At 70.8% G+C, this 14,785-nt stretch carries 11 protein-coding genes; 6 read left to right on the top strand and 5 right to left on the bottom strand.

What is annotated here, in order from left to right; genetic code table 11:
- Entirely contained in the window at positions 1 to 2,373 is a 2,373-nt protein-coding gene (locus A3CQ_RS0130885; protein ID WP_020514824.1) for an arylsulfatase, read from the bottom strand.
- Between the two features lie 274 nt (positions 2,374 to 2,647).
- Between A3CQ_RS0130885 and A3CQ_RS0130880 the strand changes: the two genes are divergently transcribed.
- On the top strand, positions 2,648 to 3,376 hold the full coding sequence (locus tag A3CQ_RS0130880; protein WP_020514823.1) for an alpha/beta fold hydrolase: 729 nt from the start codon (positions 2,648 to 2,650) through the stop codon (positions 3,374 to 3,376).
- Between the two features lie 63 nt (positions 3,377 to 3,439).
- On the opposite strand, the gene A3CQ_RS0130875 is transcribed toward A3CQ_RS0130880, so the two are convergent.
- Entirely contained in the window at positions 3,440 to 4,900 is a 1,461-nt protein-coding gene (locus A3CQ_RS0130875; protein ID WP_040433244.1) for a purine-cytosine permease family protein, read from the bottom strand.
- Between the two features lie 181 nt (positions 4,901 to 5,081).
- Here A3CQ_RS0130875 and A3CQ_RS0130870 point away from each other — a divergent pair, with 181 nt between their 5' ends.
- From A3CQ_RS0130870 to A3CQ_RS0130860, 3 genes are read left to right on the top strand one after another with little or no spacing between them, the layout of a single operon-like run.
- On the top strand, positions 5,082 to 7,052 hold the full coding sequence (locus tag A3CQ_RS0130870; protein WP_020514821.1) for a peptidoglycan-binding domain-containing protein: 1,971 nt from the start codon (positions 5,082 to 5,084) through the stop codon (positions 7,050 to 7,052).
- Positions 7,049 to 7,789 carry a hypothetical protein gene (locus A3CQ_RS0130865; protein ID WP_020514820.1) on the top strand — a complete coding sequence of 247 codons (741 nt, stop codon included), beginning with the start codon at positions 7,049 to 7,051 and terminating at the stop codon, positions 7,787 to 7,789. The genes A3CQ_RS0130870 and A3CQ_RS0130865 overlap by 4 nt, the downstream gene beginning before the upstream one ends.
- 51 nt (positions 7,790 to 7,840) lie before the next feature.
- A complete protein-coding gene (locus tag A3CQ_RS0130860) occupies positions 7,841 to 8,917 on the top strand; it encodes a magnesium and cobalt transport protein CorA (protein WP_026206373.1) in 1,077 nt (358 codons plus the stop codon).
- On the opposite strand, the gene A3CQ_RS54680 is transcribed toward A3CQ_RS0130860, so the two are convergent.
- Positions 8,868 to 9,629: a hypothetical protein gene (locus tag A3CQ_RS54680; protein ID WP_020514818.1), complete on the bottom strand. Its 762-nt coding sequence runs from the start codon at positions 9,627 to 9,629 to the stop codon at positions 8,868 to 8,870. The two genes, A3CQ_RS0130860 and A3CQ_RS54680, sit on opposite strands and share 50 nt — an antisense overlap.
- A 290-nt stretch (positions 9,630 to 9,919) precedes the next feature.
- On the opposite strand from A3CQ_RS54680, the gene A3CQ_RS0130850 reads away from it, so the two are divergent.
- Positions 9,920 to 11,920: a purple acid phosphatase family protein gene (locus tag A3CQ_RS0130850; protein ID WP_157296597.1), complete on the top strand. Its 2,001-nt coding sequence runs from the start codon at positions 9,920 to 9,922 to the stop codon at positions 11,918 to 11,920.
- A 45-nt stretch (positions 11,921 to 11,965) separates the two neighbouring features.
- On the opposite strand, the gene A3CQ_RS0130845 is transcribed toward A3CQ_RS0130850, so the two are convergent.
- Positions 11,966 to 12,718: a hypothetical protein gene (locus A3CQ_RS0130845; protein ID WP_020514816.1), complete on the bottom strand. Its 753-nt coding sequence runs from the start codon at positions 12,716 to 12,718 to the stop codon at positions 11,966 to 11,968.
- Between the two features lie 51 nt (positions 12,719 to 12,769).
- Positions 12,770 to 13,471, bottom strand: coding sequence for a DivIVA domain-containing protein (locus tag A3CQ_RS60250; protein WP_020514815.1), 702 nt, complete (start codon positions 13,469 to 13,471; stop codon positions 12,770 to 12,772).
- 198 nt (positions 13,472 to 13,669) lie between these two features.
- Here A3CQ_RS60250 and A3CQ_RS0130835 point away from each other — a divergent pair, with 198 nt between their 5' ends.
- Positions 13,670 to 14,752: an aldo/keto reductase gene (locus A3CQ_RS0130835; protein WP_026206372.1), complete on the top strand. Its 1,083-nt coding sequence runs from the start codon at positions 13,670 to 13,672 to the stop codon at positions 14,750 to 14,752.
- The last annotated feature ends 33 nt before the right edge of the window (positions 14,753 to 14,785 follow it).

The following is a 14,785-nucleotide window of genomic DNA, read 5'->3' as shown; positions in this document are numbered from 1 at the left end:
CTACTGGCGTGCCATGGCGATGCGGAATCGTTCCTCGGGGTCGATGGCGTGCCCGTGGTCGTCGTCGCCCAGGTCGATTCGTACCCCGTTGATCCGGCCGGTGAAGCGACTGCTCGCGGCGGTGTAGCCGGACGTGACCGTGGTGCCGGACTCGTAGCCGATGTCGGTCGTCTCGTCGGCGGAGAAGATCATTGGCTGAGTGGCCTCGACCCGGCCGCGGCCGACGGGGGCGTCGTCGTGATAGAGGGTGACGTCGCCGCCCTTGCCCAGCCCACCGCCGTCGTAGGCGAACGCCATCCGTACCTGATGCCGCCCGGCGGGGAGGACGACGTCGGCCTCGGTGACGAACTCCCGGATGCCGAGAAGGTTGTAGACGAACCTGACCTTGCCGTTGTCGACGTACAGGCACCAGCCGCCGAATCGCCCGCCCTGCGCGATGATCACGCCGTCGACGCCGTCGGCCGGTGCCACGACGTCGGCGGTGACGGTGAACGATTTGTTCTTGATGCTGACGACGCTGTTCTCCGACAGCCGGCCCATTCCGGGATAGAACAACTGCGAGTTCCCCCGTACGAGCGTCGGCCGGCCGGCCATGCCCGGGTCGAGCCGCTCGGACGTGCGGTCGTCGAGGGGCAGCGCGCCGTACTTCGTGGCCTCCATGAGCCAGAGCCGCTGCAACTTGGCCAGCAGGTCGGGCATCTTCCCGGCCAGGTTGTCGGCCTGGCTGTAGTCGCCGGTTCCGTCGTACAGCTCCCACACGTCGTCGTCGAAGGCCGGGAGATCGCCGCCAACCATGATCCATGGAGTACGGTGCTTGGTCACCGCGCTCCAGCCGCGGTAGTAGATTCCGCGATTGCCGAACATCTCGAAGTACTGCAGGTCGTGCCGCTCGTGGGCGCTCCCGTCGGCGAACGTGTAGAGCATGCTGGTGCCCTCGATGGGCGACTGCTGCACACCGTTGACCGACACCGGCTCCGGCAGTCCGGCCGCTTCCAGGATCGTCGGCGCCACGTCGATCACGTGGGTGAACTGCTGTCGTAGCCCACCGCGCTCGGTGAATCCGGCCGGCCAGTGCACGACGGCGCCGTTGCGGGTTCCGCCCCAGTGCGAGGCGACCTGTTTGGTCCACTGGAACGGCGCGTTCATGGCCCACGCCCAGCCGACCGAATAATGGTTGTACGACGTCGGTGAGCCGAGCTCGTCGACCTTGCCGAGGAGGAACTCGGGCGTCTCGAGGGCCGCCATCCCGTTGAAGTTCGCCATCTCGTTGAAGGCGCCGTTCATGGTGCCCTCGGCCGACGCGCCGTTGTCGCCGACGATGTAGTAGACGAGCGTGTCTTCGAGTACGCCGAGCTCCTCGATGGTGTCGATGAGCCGGCCGACCTCATGATCGGCGTGCTCCAGGAAGCCCGCGTACACCTCCATCTGACGCGCGAGCACCGGTTTCAGCTCGTCGGGCATGTCGGACCATGCGGTGATCTCGTCGTGCCGCGCGGTCAACTGGGCGTCCGCCGGGATGACACCGAGCTCCTTCTGCCGTGCGAACGTGCGCTCACGCTGAACGTCCCAACCGTCGTCGAACTGGCCGCGGTACCGGTCGGCCCATTCCTTGGGGACGTGATGCGGCGCGTGTGTCGCTCCCGGCGCGAAGTAGACGAAGAACGGCTTGTCCGGCATCAGCGCCTTCTGCTGGCGGATCCAGTTGCAGGCGTGGTCGGCCAGGTCCTCGGTCAGGTGATAGCCCTGTTCGGGGGTGGCCGGCGGCTCGACCGCGGTGGTTCCGTCGTACAGTGCCGGGTCCCACTGGTTGTTCTCGCCGCCGATGAAGCCGTAGAACTTCTCGAATCCACCGCCGGCCGACGGCCACGCGTCGAACGGGCCCATCGGCGAGGACTGCCACACCGGAACCTCGTGGCATTTGCCGAACTGCGCGGTCGAGTACCCGTTCAGTTTCAGGGTCATGGCCAGCGGGGCCTTGGTGTTCGGGCGCAGCGAACTGTTTCCGGGCGCTGACGTCGCGGTCTCGGTGATACTGCCCATGCCCACCGAATGATGGTTGCGACCGGACAGCAGGGCGGCGCGCGACGGGGCGCACAGAGCGGTGGTGTGGAAGCGGTTGTAGGTCAGTCCGTTCGCGGCGAGGCGCTCGGCGGTGGGGGTACGGCACGGCCCGCCGAACGCGCTCGCGGCGCCGAAACCCACATCGTCGAGCAGGACGATCAGCACATTGGGTGCGCCGGCCGGCGGGAGCAACGGCTCGATCGGAGGATAAGAGGTGTCCGGGTCTTTGGCGTCGTAGGTGGTCAGGCCGGGCGCGGGCCGGTCCGGAATCGGCAACGTCGCCCTCGCGTACCGGTCGGGTGTGCTGCTCATGGTCGGCCTCCTGACGCCGGGCAGGTCTCTCCGGAGTCTCTCCGCCCACCCCGGCACCGGCTTCCTCCGTGGTGGATGAGGCGCCCCGGGCGAATCGGATGAAGCGTCGTCATCCGTCGCGGGTGAGGTGATCGCGAACGCGCGAGGCGACGATCGGACCTTGGAACGCAGCCCCGCGACGCTCGCCGGACCGTTGCGCTCAATTCACGCTGCGGGTCCAGGATGGGACGTGGTGGCACTCGGCGAGATCACAAAGACATCCAGGGAGACAGACATGCCGAAACCGACAATCGTCCTCGTGCACGGAGCCTGGGCCGACGCGTCCAGCTGGAACGCGGTCGCGACCGGGTTGCGCACCCGCGGGTTCACCGTCTTCGCACCGCCGAACCTGCTGCGCGGCCCCGAGGGCGACGCCGCGTACATCTCGTCGTTCGTCGGCCAGCGCACCAGCGGCCCGGTCGTGCTGGTCGGGCACTCGTACGGCGGCTTCGTCATCACCAACGCCGGCACGAACGGCGGTGACGTGCGGGCCCTGGTCTACGTCGACGCGTTCGTGCCGGAGGTGGGCGAGACCACGTTCTCGATTCTGGGTGGCTCGGAGTCGGCCATCGCCGTTCCCGACCCGACCACCGTTCTCGACCTGGCCGCCTACCCCGGTGGGCCGGAGGGAGACGTCGAGGCCTTCCTCAAGCCCGACACGGTGCACACCTCGTTCGCCCAGGACCTGCCCGAGGCCGACCGCTGGCTGATCGCCGAGACGCAGCGACCGCTCACGCTGAGCGCCAACACCACCGGATCCCTCGTGGCCGCCTGGAAGACCCTGCCGAGCTGGGCGGTCGTGGGCACCGAGGACCGCATCATCCCGCCGGCCGTCCAGCGTTCGATGGCCGAGCGCGCCGGTGCCAAGATCACCGAGGTGAACGCCTCGCACGTGTCGATGGTGTCGCACCCGGACGTCACGATCGACACCATCCTCGCCGCCGCGGCCCACGTCGGCGACTGATCGCCGGGTGCCCGGCGCGGGGGTCGCGCCGGGCACCACCGTCGCGGTGTGCGGCCGGCCGAGCTACGCGGCCTCCTGCCGACGGATCTCGCGGGGGCTGCCCAGCAGCGTCCCGACCAGGCCGATCACCAGGGCGACGAGAATGCCGAGGTTGGCGTACGCCCAGTCGCCCTGCCTGCCGCCGAGGCCGAGCGGGCCCAGCAGGTATCCCTGCCAGGAGAGCCAGCCGGCGAACGTGTTGGTGACCAGGCCCCAGCCGATCGCGGTGCCGGCCACGACCAGGGTCAGGGGCAGCACGCGTACGTTCCCGTAGCGGCCCCGGGGGTCGAAGAGCTCGGCCTCGGCGTAGTCACGGCGGCGCAGCGCGACGTCGGCGACCATCACACCGCACCAAGCCGCGATGGGTACGCCCAGGGTGATCAGGAAGCCCTGGAAGGCGCCGATGAAGCTGCTGCCGAAGAACACCACGTAGATCGTGCCGGCGATCATGATGACGCCGTCGACGGCGGCGGCCAGGTAGCGCGGGATGCGGACGCCGGCGGTCAGCAGGGCCAGGCCCGAGGAGTAGATGTCGAGGACGGCGCCGCCGATCAGGCCGAGCACGGCGGCGATCACGAACGGGATCAGGAACCAGGTCGGCAGCAGGGTGGTCAGCGCGCCGATGGGGTCGGCGCCGATCGCGTCGGAGAGGCTCTGGGAGGAGCCGGCCAGCAGCAGACCGAAGATCAGCAGGATGACCGGGCCCAGCGCGCCGCCGAACGTGGTCCAGCCGAAGACGCCCCGGCTCGAGGCCGAGCGGGGAAGGTAGCGCGAGTAGTCGGCGGCCGCGTTGACCCAGCCCAGGCCGAACCCGGTCATCAGGAACACGAGGGCGCCGATGACGTTCTGGGCGGATCCGGACGGCAGCGCCGAGACGGTCGACCAATGGATGTGGTCGGCGGCCAGGGCCATGTAGACCACGGTGAGGACGGCGGTGACCACCGTGATCACCGCCTGCAGGCGCATCACCACCGCGAACCCGGCCACGCCGGCCAGGACGGTGATCGCCGAGACGACGATCAGCGCGACGATCTTGGTGCCGGTGCCGCCGCCCCAGCCCAGGCGGGTGAAGACGGTCGCGGTGGCCAGCGTCGCGAGGATCACCAGCACGGTTTCCCAGCCGACCGTGAGCAGCCAGGACAGGGCCGCCGTGAGGCGGTTGCCGTTGACGCCGAAGGCGGCCCGGGACAGCACCATGGTCGGGGCCGAGCCGCGCTTGCCGGCCAGCGCGATCACGCCGCACAGCGCGAACGAGACCACCACGCCGACCACGCCGGCGATCGCGGCCTGCCAGAACGAGATGCCGAAGGCCAGGGTGAACGCGCCGTAGCTGATGCCGAGCACCGAGATGTTCGCCGCGAACCAGGGCCAGAACAGCGATCTCGGCTGTCCGGAGCGCTCGCTCTCGGGGACGACCTCGATGCCACGCATCTCGATGCCGGCGCCGGCCACCGCGGTTGAGGTCACTTCATTCGTACGTGTCATTGTCCACCCTCTCCTCGGGGCATCTACGCTCATCTTGCTCCCGCGAGCGCCGAGATCACAGGGCCTGGATCACAGAGCCGAAAGGTGCGCGAAAGGCCGCCCGAAAGCCCTGGCGGGCGGCGGCGCGGCGGTCGATCCTCGCTGTATCGGCCGAGTCGACGGAGATGATCGGAGCCGTGCCGTGTCAGACCTCTCGGAAGCGCCGATCCCGGATCAACAGGCCACCCCCGACCGGAAATCGCCGGACGTCCGCACCCCCGACACCGCCGGCCCGGGCATGCTGCCGGCCGCGGGCAACGCCGCCCTCGCCCGCATGCTCCAGGGCGCTCCGGGGGGCACGGCCGCCCTGGCCGAGCTGGTGCAGTTCGGCGGCAATGCCCAGGTCGCCCGCTTTGCCGGGCTGGGCGACGGGAGCGCGGCGCCGCCGGCACCCGGCCCGGTGGCGCCGCCGGCACCGGTGAACGTCACCGTCGGGGCGCACGGTGAGGAGGTCCGGGACGCGCAGATCAAGCTCAGCCGGGTGCAGGCCTCGGCGCTCCCGCTGACCGAGGACGGCCGGTACGGCCCGCTGACCGCGTCGGCGGTGCGGACCTTCCAGACCAGCGCGGGGATCGCCCCGCCGACCGGTGTCCTCGACCCGGTCACCAAGACCCGGCTCGACGCGGCGTTCGCGGCCCTGCCGCCTCCGGCCCGTACGGTGCTCTCGCTCGGCTCCACCGGCGCCGACGTCGGGTTCGCCCAGCAGAAACTCAACGCCCTCGGCGCCGCGCCCCGGCTGACCGTCGACGCGGTGTTCGACGCGCGCATGCTGGTCGCCGTCGTCAAGTACGAGATCGGCGCGCTCAGCCGCTTCCCGACCGGGACGGTCGACGCCGCCATGTGGGCCGACCTCGACAAGAAGGTCAAGGGCGGATTCGTCGCGAACGAGGGCGCCGGCGCCACCCCCGTCGAGCAGAACACGCCGAGCGGCACGGCCACGTCGCTGGCAAAGCAGGTCGCCGGCACCTCGCTGCACCCGGTCACGGGCGTCGGCGGGCTGACCCGGGGCCCGGCGGTGGAGGAACTGCAGCAGAAACTGAACAAGGCCGGCGCGGCGCCCCCGCTGAAAGTCGACGGGGCGTTCGGGCCGCTGACGACGGCCGCGCTGCAGGCGTTCCAGACCGGGCGGGTGCCACCCCTGGCCGGCACAGGCACGGCCGACAAGGCGACGTGGGACGCGCTGGACGCGGTGGCGCCCGGGTCGACGACCGGCGCCGTCGAGCGGCAGTGGACGGAAGAGGTCGGCGGCCACGTGTACGGCATGACGGGCGCGAACGCGTCGCGGTACTCCTGGGAGATCCAGAAGACCCGGATGGTGGTCACCGCCAAGATCACCTTTGTCGGGCTGGCCCCGCCCGCCGCATGGTTCGGGCACGTCGAGTCGGTGTGGAACCGGTACATGGGCGTGGAGACCGCGTCCGGCAAGTCGATGCCGATCGACTTCCGGATGGTGCGCGGCGCCGGTGGCGACGCCAACACGGTCACGGTCTCGGCCGGCAAGGGCCGGGCCAACGCGGGACAGTGGTTCGCGGGCGACAAGGACGCGGCCAACACCATCCCGCACGAGTTCGGCCACCTGATCGGCCTGCAGGACGAGTACCAGCTGCACCCCGGCGACTTCGTGCAGGCGACCGGGCACGAACCGCCGGTCGGCGACGCGACCGGGGCCGCCGTGGCCGTCACGCCGGCGACGATCGCCGCGAACCTGCAGGCGGCGATGGTGGCGCGCAGCTCGGCCAACGCCCGCGCCGCCAGCGTCGGGGCCGGGGTCAAGGAGGGCGCGTTCGCCCAGCAGGTCGTCGAGGCGTACGCGGCTTTGGCGACGGTGACGGTGCCGGCGGCCGCCGCACTGCCCGGACCACCCCCGGTGCCGGCGAAACCGGCGGTGCCGCTGACCGGGAACCTGCTCCGCGACCTCGACGCCGCGCTGCCGGACGACAACCCGCGGTACGACACGATCCAGGTGTTCAGCTACTCCAGCGGGTCGATCATGGGTGACCCGGGGCGCGAGAAGGACCCGCACGACCACGGCGCGCAGCCGCGCCACATCGCCCAGTTCATGACTATCCTCGGCCAGGCACTGGGCGGCACCTGGGAGGCGAAGCGTCGATGATCCTGCGGCTCGTGATCGCGGACGGCAGCCAGACACCCGCCGTGGCCGAAAGCGTCGAGGTCGCCGACGACGGCGCGATCTCCGGCTGGCGCAGCGTCAGCGACGGCGGCGTGGGCTGGTTCGCCGGCCACCTGCCGCCCGGGGAACTGGCCGAGGTGCGCGCGCTGGTCGGCGCCATCCGGGCGGTGCCACCGCCCGTCCCGGCACCGCCGGAATCGGCCGAGGAGGTGCTCGAACTGCTCGCCACCGGCCCGGTCTCGATCGCCGGCATCGCCGACGGCCCCGGCGATTGGCCGAGCCTGGCCGCCGCCTCGCGACGGCTGCTCGACCGGCTGACCGACTTCCCCCGAGCCGCCGTGGCGGCGCACCACCCCGCCCCGGGGGTCGCCCGCCTGGTGCACCGCGGCACCGATCCGGTACGCGTCGACCTCGGCGACATCGCGGTCGGGGCCACCTCCTGGCGCGGCTACTACGAACTGGCCGGTGACTGGTCCGGCGAGGTCGAGGGCCCGGGCGAGGTCGAGGCCGGCCCGGGCTGGACGTACGACATCCCGATCGGCGTCGACGGCCCCGGAAGCGTCGACGGCTCCGGAAGCGTCGACGGCTCCGGAGGCGTCGACGGCTCCGGAAGCGGCTTCGAAAGCGACGTCGTCGTCCACCTGACCATCGACTTCGCCATCCTGAGCGGGACGACGAGGGTTCCCGTCCGGGCGAGTTACACCCCCGCCGTGGGCTGAGCCTGCTCGGGGACGCCCGCACCGGCGCCCCGAAGTAGGCTCCGACCGGGGGTGACGAGAATCGTGGAGGTCCGACCCACCTGGCAACCGCCGCAGCCGGCCGGGCGGCGACGCGCCGATCACACCGCGATCGTGGGCTGCGACCTGTTCGTCGACGGGGTCGCCGTCGAGCGCCCCGGCTCGGCCGCCGATCTGGCGCAGCTGTACGGGAAGGCGCGGGAACAGGACAACGCGTTCGTGTGGCTCGGCCTGCACGAGCCGACCGAGGCCGCGCTCACCCGGGTCGCCGAGGTGTTCGGCCTGCACCCGCTCGCGATCGAGGACATCCTGCACCGCGAGCAACGGGTGAAGATCGAGCGGTACGACGACGTGGTGTTCCTCGTCGTCCGCGCCGCCCAGTACGTCGACCACGAGCGGGTCACCGCGACCAGCGAGATCGTCAGCACCGGCTTCGTCCGCCTCTTCGTCGGCCCGCACTTCGTCATCACCGTGCGGCAGGGCACGGTCATGGAGCTCAGCTCGCTCCGCACCGAACTGATCTCCGACCCGGAGATGCTGGCCGAGGGCCCCTGGTCGGTGGTGCACGCGATCCTGGACCGCCTCGTCGACGCGTACGTGGACATCGCCGGCGCGATACAGGCCGACGTCGACCTGACCGAGTCGGCGGTCTTCGCGCCCGGGTCACCGGTCACGGTCGAGCAGATCTACCAGCTCAAACGCCAGCTGATGAAGTTCAAGTCGGCCGTGCTCCCGCTCCAGCGCTCGCTGGCCGCCCTGCTCAGCAAGCCGTTCGCCGACCTGCCGAAGGAGATCCGCCGCTACTTCAGCGACGTCGCCGACCACCACGCCGCCGCCGCCGAGCAGGTCCTCGCCCTCGACGACGTGCTCAACGCCCTCCTCCAGGCCCGGCTCACCCAGCTGAACCTCGACCAGAACAACGACATGCGCAAGATCGCCTCCTGGGCGGCCATCGCCGCCCTGGTGACCGCGATCGCCGGCGTCTACGGCATGAACTTCGTGCACATGCCCGAACTGGGCTGGCAGTACGGCTACCCGGGCGTCCTGCTGTTCATGCTGGTCAGCGCGACCGGCCTGTACTGGCTGCTGCGCCGCGTGGGATGGCTCTGACCAGCGCTATCTCCGTTTTCGTGTGCTGCTGGGGGGACGGGGTCACGCCGTACGCCTTGAGGGCGGTGGTGAACCGGGCGGCCACGGCGGCGGCCTCGTCGACCGGGCAGCGGGTGGAGAGCTCGAGCAGGTCGGCGCCGTTGGGGTAGCGCCAGCGTTCGGCGGTCAGGCCCCGGTTGAGCCCGCGGATCTTGATGGTGTGGCAGCGGACCTCGATGGGGCCGTAGACGACCAGGGTGGACAGGTCGAACTGCGCCGGGGCGTACCTGGCCAGGAGTTTGCGCTGGCCGGCGGAGAGCAGACCGGTCAGCGGGCGGGACGCGACGAGGGCGCGGGAGATCTCGCGTCGGGCCAGCCGTTTCTTGAGCGCGCCCGAGCAGACGGCGTGGCCGGGCAGGGCGTCGATCTCCATCTGGAAGCGGTCGGACTGGCGCAGCCAGGACGGGACGCGCCCGGGAACCACCGGGCGGAGCTTGACCACCACGTCGTCGCGGCGGTCGGGGCGGTCGCGGAAGCGCACGATCACGCCGTGGCGGTAGAGCGCCAGGTCGGGAGTGTCCAGAAAGTACACCCGGCGGGCGGGGCCGCGGTGCGGCTTGATGCCGAGGGAGCGGCCGTTGTGCTCGGGCACGACCAGCTTGAGCTCGACCCGCTCGGCCTGGCCGGCCAGGGTACGCAGCGGGTCGGACTGCCAGAAACCGGTCGCCTGCACGGCGTTTGGCCCCCTTCGCTTTCTTCCGCACGACGGGGCCGCATGCCCCGTACACCAGCCGTTAACCCTACGGCAACCATCGGGGCGCCTGCCAATCGACGGCGGCGGCGCCGGGTCCGGCGCCCGGCCGCCGAGCGCGACGGCGGCACTGGGCTGCGTGGGGTGACCTCGATGGAAGTCATCCGGGGATTGATGGACCGTAATATCCGCTTACGTTCAGCCGGCGATCACTTTTAGTTCATTGAGCGGTTTCCGTGATGATGGGTCCTCGATCGCGGAGTCGGATGACGATGACCATCGTGACCAATAGTCTCCATAATCGTCCCGTCACGGTTGACGAGTTCGCCGAGTGGAACACGCGGGAACTGGCCCGGCAGTCCGTGAGCAGGCGGTCGATGCTCAAGGCGGCCGTCGCCGGCGCCGGTGGCCTGGCGGTCGGGCAGTTCGCTCTCGCCCATGCCGCGTTCGCCGCGGGTGGCGGCACGGCCGGGTCGGCGGGGGTGGTCGTCTCCGGGCGGCACCTGTCGTTCGTGCCCGCGCCGGACGGCACCCTGCGCAAGGCCATGGCCGTCACCGCCCAGCTGGTCAGCAAGACCGGCTCGCTGCCGAAGAACCTGCGCGCGTACGTCGAGGTCGGCACCTCGCCGGGCCACTACGGCGCCCGCTACGAGGCCGACATCCAGCACCTGTACGGCCAGTACGCCATTCCGGGCGGCCCGGTCAGCAGCCAGTTCTATCTGAAGGCCACCATCACCGGCCTGCGCGACAGCAGCCTCTACCACTACCGCGTACGCCTGTCGGACGGCACCGTCAGCGGCGACGCGCACTTCACGACCGCGCCGGACACCGTGCTCCGGCACGGCTACGACCTACGGCCGCCGAAGCCGTTCACGTTCACGGCCTTCGCCGACGTCGGCACGAACACGTCGCCCACCGACCCCAAGTGGGCGTGGGGCCAGGACCCGGCCTCGGTCACCGCGAACGGCGGCACCTGGCCGGCCGGGGTGTTCGACGACAACTACTACGCCGCGACCGACCCGGTGGCCGGCACGAACGGCACCGACCCGCGCCCGGCGGTCACCCAGACCAACCTGATGGCCACCCAGAATCCGGTGTTCACGCTGCTGGCCGGCGACATCTGCTACGCCGACCCGGACGGCTCCGGCCTGCCCGCCGACGACAGCGCGATCCCCGGCACCCCGGTCGGCAAGAACCGCTACAACCCGTTCGTCTGGGATGTGTTCCTCAACCAGATCGAGCCGCAGGCGGCGTTCACGCCATGGATGTTCGCGACCGGCAACCACGACATGGAGCCGCTGTACGGCGACACCAGCTTCCTCGGTGACAGCCCGAACCACGGGTACGGCGGCCACGCCAAGCGCCTCGACCTGCCCGGCAACGGGCCGCGCACCTGCCCGTCGGTCTACCGGTTCGTGTACGGGAACGTCGCGGTGATCTCGGTCGACGCCAACGACCTGTCCTACGAGATCCAGACGAACACCGGCTACTCGGGCGGCGCCCAGCTGAGGTGGCTCGAGGACACGCTGAAGGAGTGGCGGCACGGCGGGCTCTCCGACACCGTCGACTTCGTTGTCGCGTTCTTCCACCACTGCGCGTACTCGACCACCAACAACCACGCCTCGGACGGCGGCCTGCGGGACAAGCTCGACCCGCTGTTCAGCAAGTACCAGGTGGACCTCGTCGTGCAGGGACACAACCACCTGCTCGAAAGGACCGACCCCATCCGGTACGGCCGGCGCACCCGGCCCGCCCCGGACGGCTCGACGATCCGGCCCGCCGACGACGGTGTCACGTACATCTGCGTGGGCTCCGGCGGCCGTCCGCGGTACCCGTTCCGGCCCGCGCCCAGCGACTCGGCGCCGGCCCCGGCCGGGGTGACCCCGACCGGCCCGCAGTTGCTCCCCGAGGGGCAGCGCTACCGCGGCTACCAGGCCCCGGGCGGCGCGAACACCACGGAGAACAACACCGAGAACATCGTCAACAGCTACGTGTGGTCGAAGGACGGCACCGCGATCAACTCGTCGGGCTACCCGTCCGGCACGAAGGTCCCCGAGGTCGTCGACTGGTCGCAGGTCCGTTACGACGACTACGCGTTCATCGCGGTCGACGTCGTGCCGGCCCGCCGCGGCCACAGGACCACCTTCACCGTACGGACGCTCGCGGACGCTCTGCCGGGCACGGGCAAGCCGTACTCGGAGATCGACCGCATCACGTTCGAGCGCACCGCCGGCCGCAGCAACATCCGCAAGCTGGACACGCCCGGCCACTGAGCAACGCGTGAACGGCGTGGCATCCGCTGGGGTGCCACGCCGTTTCTATGAGCCGTCGCAGGTTTTGCCGGCGCCGGGGGCCTGCCCGGTCGGCGGGACCTGCGGGGCATAGATGACCGTGTGGGCGAGGTCGGCGGTGGGCAGGGCGGGAATGACGAATGTCGGCGTGCGGGGCTGCGTCGCCGCGTACACAATCCTGCTGCCTTTGTTCCGAATTATCAGGGTGAAGCCCGCCAGGCAGAGCGGGGCGGAGGGCGGCTCGGCGTGGACCTGGCCGGTGACGGTCTGGCCGCGTACGGAAGAAGTCACCGAGGCCCAGGCCCAGCGTGAGAAATCCGCCCGGGGTTGGGTCGCGTAGTCGATCACCTGGATCTTGAGGGCCGCGACCGGGGCGCCGGGCGGCAGCCGCAGCTCGCCGGCCACCGCCAGCTCCTTGCCGGGGAAGAGCACGCCCCCGGCGGCGATCGAGTCCTCGTCGGTCACCTCGTCGCCGGTCTTGTCGACGGCGGCCACCCGGAAGCGCAGGCCGAGCACGACCTCGTCGCAGCGGTTGCGATAGACGAAGCCGTAGCGGAACAGCCGGGCGTCGGCCCAGGTCGAGGTGATCTGCGGGGCGCAACTCGCGGGCGGGGTGTGCGAGACGCTGGGCGATGCCGAGGGCGCGGCGGCCGAGGGCGGGGTGAACAGCGGCCCGGCGTTTCCGCGGCGCACGACGACCGCGACGCCGCCGGCGACCAGCAACACGGCGAAGCCGATCAGCAGCCAGTGCCCGGCCTGCAGGCGGCCCCCGCCGTTCATCGCCACACCCTACCGCCGGGTAGGAGTGTGTCGATGGTCCCGAATCCGACTTTACGAAGGCTCGATGGGGGAGTCGGCCGTGCCGGCCAGCAGCTGCTCCTGCCGGAGCAGGTGGGACTCGAGGGCGGCGCGATAGCTCTCCACGAACTCGGTCAGCTCGTCGATCTCGCGCAGGAGGCCGGCGCGGGTGGACTCGATCGCGGCCGTCGCGTCGCTCTGCTGGCGGCGAGCGTTCTGCTCGATGTCGCCGGCCAGCTTGCGGGCCTCGTCCGTCATCCGTCCGCAGCGCTCCCGGGCGTCGGCGAGCAGCGCCCGCGACTCCTCGTGCGCCCGGTGCAGATGGTCGTCGGCGGTCCGCTGGGCCATCATCAGGACCGGGCCGGTGCTTTCGCCGGCCGCGGCGTTGGCCCGGGCGTTGGCATCGGCGGATCGGCGGGCCTCGTCGAGCTGACGCCGCATGTGGCGGGCGTTCACCTCGGCCTGCTCGCAGGCCCGCAGGGAGCGGTCCAGATCGGCGGCCGCCGCCGAGAGCTCGGCCTGGGCCGCGTTGTGGGCGGCGGCGCTCTGGGCGGCGGGCACCGCGTCGACCTGGTGCAACCGGCGCTGCAGGACGTCGTTCTCCTCCAGCAGCCTGATCATTTCCCGGGTGACCTCGTCCAGAAGCGCGTCGACCTGGTCCTCGTCGTAACCGCGCTTGCCGAGCGAAGCCTTTCCGAACTCGGCGTTGTGGATGTCGGCTGGTGTCAGCGGCACTGCGCTCCTCTGATCGCGATGCGGCGTTGGCGCGGGGAGCGTCAAGTGCGGCAAGCCCACTGTACGCGCCCGCGGACCTCAGCCAACTGGATCATCGTGACGTCGCTCTCTCCCCGAGTTCTGGACTTGCCGGTCTACTTTTTCCGGCGCAAAGTTTGGACCGAGCAGTCCTTCATTTGGCTCGTTTCGGGAGGCACCGTGAACCACTACTACCTGCTCGGACGCTCGGGCCTGCGGGTCAGCCGCCTCGCGCTGGGCACGATGAACTTCGGCGTCGACGGATTCCACGCCGCGTACGGGAAGACCTCGGAGGAAGCCGAGGCGATCTTCGGCCGATACGTCGAGGCCGGGGGCAACTTCGTCGACACCGCCGACTTCTACACGGCGGGGGAGAGCGAGCGGATCCTCGGCCGCCTGATCGCCCGGGCCGGCAACCGCGAGCGACTGGTGCTGACCAGCAAGTTCACCAACACGATCGACCCGGCCGACCCGAACGCGAGCGGCAACGGCCGCAAGCACATCGTCCGGGCCGTCGAGGGGTCGCTGCGCCGGCTCGGCACCGACTACCTCGACCTCTATCTCCTGCACACCTGGGACCGGATCACCCCGGTCGAGGAGGTCATGCAGACCTTCGGCGACCTCGTCCGGGCCGGGAAGATCCGGTACGCGGGCCTGTCCGACGTGCCGGCCTGGTACGCCGCCCGCGCCCAGAGCTACGCCGAGGCGCACGGCCTGCCGCCGGTCATCACGGTGCAGCTGCCGTACTCGCTGAACGCCCGGCAGATCGAGCCCGAGTTCGTGCCGATGGCGCAGAACCTCGGGATCGGGCTGACGGCCTGGAGCCCGATCGGCGGCGGCGTGCTCACCGGCAAGTACCGGCGCACCGCGAGCGGCCTGACCGGGGACGGCCGGCTCGGTAACCCCGAGGCCGGCCAGCGGATCACCGAGCACGACTGGCAGGTGATCGAGGCCCTGGAGAAGGTGGCCGCCGACCTCGGCCGGCCGATGGCGCAGGTCGCGGTCAACTGGGTGGCCACACAGCCCGGCGTCTCCTCGGTCGTGATCGGCGCGAGCAGCCCGGAGCAGCTCGACGTCACCCTGGCCGCGCTCGACTTCGAGATCCCGGCGGACGCCCGGCAATGGCTCGACGAGGCCGGCGCGCCCTGGATCGGAGCGCCGTACTCGATGTTCACCCCGCAGTACCAGTCCTGGATCGTCAGCCCGGGCCTGGGCATCGGCGACAAGCCGGCCACGTACGCCCCGCCGGTCTTCAACGGCTGAGTGCCCGGCGTTCGCCGGGCACTCAGCTTGAGC

The organism is Paractinoplanes globisporus DSM 43857, from assembly GCF_000379645.1.
In the GTDB taxonomy this organism is placed as follows: domain Bacteria; phylum Actinomycetota; class Actinomycetes; order Mycobacteriales; family Micromonosporaceae; genus Actinoplanes; species Actinoplanes globisporus.
Note: the sequence above shows the minus strand (reverse complement) of the source record. Positions and strands in the feature narration are given on the sequence as shown.

Coding starts and splice junctions, on each gene's coding strand:
- A3CQ_RS0130880 (WP_020514823.1), top strand. CDS start 2,648: ATGCCGAAACCGACAATCGTCCTCGTGCACGGAGCCTGGGCCGACGCG.
- A3CQ_RS0130850 (WP_157296597.1), top strand. CDS start 9,920: ATGACCATCGTGACCAATAGTCTCCATAATCGTCCCGTCACGGTTGAC.
- A3CQ_RS0130875 (WP_040433244.1), bottom strand. CDS start 4,900: ATGACACGTACGAATGAAGTGACCTCAACCGCGGTGGCCGGCGCCGGC.
- A3CQ_RS0130845 (WP_020514816.1), bottom strand. CDS start 12,718: ATGAACGGCGGGGGCCGCCTGCAGGCCGGGCACTGGCTGCTGATCGGC.
- A3CQ_RS0130885 (WP_020514824.1), bottom strand. CDS start 2,373: ATGAGCAGCACACCCGACCGGTACGCGAGGGCGACGTTGCCGATTCCG.
- A3CQ_RS0130865 (WP_020514820.1), top strand. CDS start 7,049: ATGATCCTGCGGCTCGTGATCGCGGACGGCAGCCAGACACCCGCCGTG.